The following is a 2,521-nucleotide window of genomic DNA, read 5'->3' as shown; positions in this document are numbered from 1 at the left end:
TATGAGACGTAAATTATTTTCTGTAATTTTGCTATTTATACTCAGTTTAATATTAGTTACTTGTAGTGTAAATAAACCTAAAAATTCTCTCCAACCAGAGCCATCAGAGGCAGTTTTAACCATTTGGTGGAACCGGGGATACTACCTAGAGCAAGATGAGGCTTTACAAAAAGTTATTACTGAATGGCAAGAAAAAACTAACAATAAAGTTGAACTTTTGTTTTTTAGTGAGGATGATATTTTACAAGTAGGTATTGATGCCTTAGCAAAAGGTAAACCACCTGATATTTTGTTCTCTAAAATAGCAGAATATACTTTAATTCCCCAATGGGCATCAGAAGGAAAATTAGTAGATGTTTCGGATGTAATTAAACCTGTAAATAATTTATACAGAGATACTGCTCTAAAGTCTGTTTATTTATATAATAATGTTGAGTCTAAATCTTCTTATTATGCTGTACCAATAATGCAGGAAAGTGTCCATATTCACTACTGGCATGATTTAATTAGTGATGCAGGTCTAGGTGAAGAAATACCAAAACAATGGGATGATTTTTGGCAATTTTGGCAGAATGCACAAAAAGTTTTGCGTCAACAAAATGACAGTAATATTTATGCTTTGGGTTTACCCATGTCTATCGATGCTTCAGATACTTATGTTATATTTGAGCAAATTTTGGAGGCCAACAATGTACAAATATTAGATAAACAGGGCAAATTACAAGTAGATAAACCAGCCATAAGACAAAAAATAATTGAGATTTTAGATTGGTATACTAGCTTTTATAAAAATGGATATGTGCCACCTAATGCAGTTAATTGGCTAAATTCTGATAATAATACTAATTTCCTCAATCGCAAAACTTTAATGACAATTAATCCAACTATGTCAATTCCTGGCTCTCAAAAAGAAGACGAAGAAATTTACTTAAATCAAATCAGAACTATAGAATTTCCAAATAATCCTAATGGAGACAAACCTAGATATTTAGTATCTATTAAACAACCTATAGTTTTTACATCTTCTGCTCATCCAAAGCTGGCGAAAGAATTTTTATCATATTTAATACAACCAGAGAATTTAGGAGCTTACATTAAAGGTAGTAAAGGTCGCTATTTTCCAATTATGCCTCAATTATGGGAAGACCCATTTTGGCATGATACAAAAGACTCTCATATTTCCGTAGCATCTCAACAGTTTGCTGAAGGTCTAACTCACTTATTTAATAATTCTATAAACCATGCTTATTCTCAAGTACATATAGAAAATATTTGGAGTAAGGCGATCCAGCAAATTGTAATTGAAGGTTTATCACCAACTGAAGTAACAGATCGAGCTATTAAACGTATTAAAGAAATATTTGATGGGTGGAAAACTAGAGAAGCAGTAAGCATTAAGCCGTCAGCTATCAGCTATTTTTTTAGTTTTAGATAAAAGCTTTATTAACTAAGTCAGAATTAAATCTGACTACAAAAGCCGACTTTAAAGTCTATATTAACTTAAACCCTCTCCTTAAGGTTGGGATATCATTGCTGATAGCTGACAGCTAATAGCTGTTTGCGCAGCATTCCGCAGGAAATGCTTACGCTCAGCATAATAATTTTAGAACTAGGTGATAATTGTGATCAATAAATTTTTGACTATAATTTTGTTGTTTATAGTCAGTTTTATCTTAGTTACTTGTAGTGTAAATAAACCTAAAAATTCTCTCCAAAAATTTCAGTCAGAGGCAGTTTTAACAATTTGGTGGAATCGGGGATACTATCTAGAGCAGGATGAAGCTCTGAAAAAAGTTATTACTAAGTGGCAAGAAAAAACTAAAAACAAAGTTGAACTTTTATTTTTTAGTGAGGATAATATATTACAAGCCACTATTGATGCTTTAGCAAAAGGTGAACCACCTGATATTCTCTTCTCTGAAAGAGCTGAATATACTTTAACTCCTCAATGGGCGTGGGAAGGGAAATTAGTAGATGTTTCAGACATAATTGAATCTGTCAATAATTTATACAGCGATACTGCTCTAAAATCTGCTTATTTGTACAATAATATTGAGTCTAAATCTTCTTATTATGCTGTACCAATAATGCAGCAAAGTATTCATATTCACTACTGGCATGATTTAATTCGTGAAGCTGGTTTAGGTGAAGAAATACCGGAAAAATGGGATGAATTTTGGCAGTTTTGGAAAAATTTACAAAAAGTTTTACCTCAACAAAATAATAGTGAGATTTACGCCTTGGGTTTGCCCATGTCTATTTATAGTACAGATACTTATGTTATATTTGAGCAAATTTTGGAGGCCAACAATGTACAAATATTAGATAAACAGGGCAAATTACAAGTAGATAAACCAGCCATAAGACAAAAAATAATTGAGATTTTAGATTGGTATACTAGCTTTTATAAAAATGGATATGTGCCACCTAATGCAGTTAATTGGCTAAATTCTGATAATAATACTAATTTCCTCAATCGCAAAACTTTAATGACAATTAATCCAACTATGTCAATTCCTGG

At 31.8% G+C, this 2,521-nt stretch carries 2 protein-coding genes; both read left to right on the top strand.

Annotation, left to right across the window (positions count from 1 at the left end; all coding sequences use genetic code 11):
• On the top strand, positions 1-1,435 hold a 1,435-nt coding region (locus F6K15_RS27290), incomplete at its 5' end, for an ABC transporter substrate-binding protein (RefSeq protein WP_293066999.1).
• Between the two features lie 187 nt (positions 1,436-1,622).
• Positions 1,623-2,521 (top strand): ABC transporter substrate-binding protein (locus tag F6K15_RS27285; RefSeq protein ID WP_293066996.1); only part of this gene is annotated, 899 nt, incomplete at its 3' end.

The sequence above is a fragment of the Okeania sp. SIO2B3 genome, assembly GCF_010672525.1.
Taxonomy (GTDB): Bacteria; Cyanobacteriota; Cyanobacteriia; order Cyanobacteriales; family Microcoleaceae; genus Okeania.
This window is presented reverse-complemented; position numbering and strand designations above follow the sequence as displayed.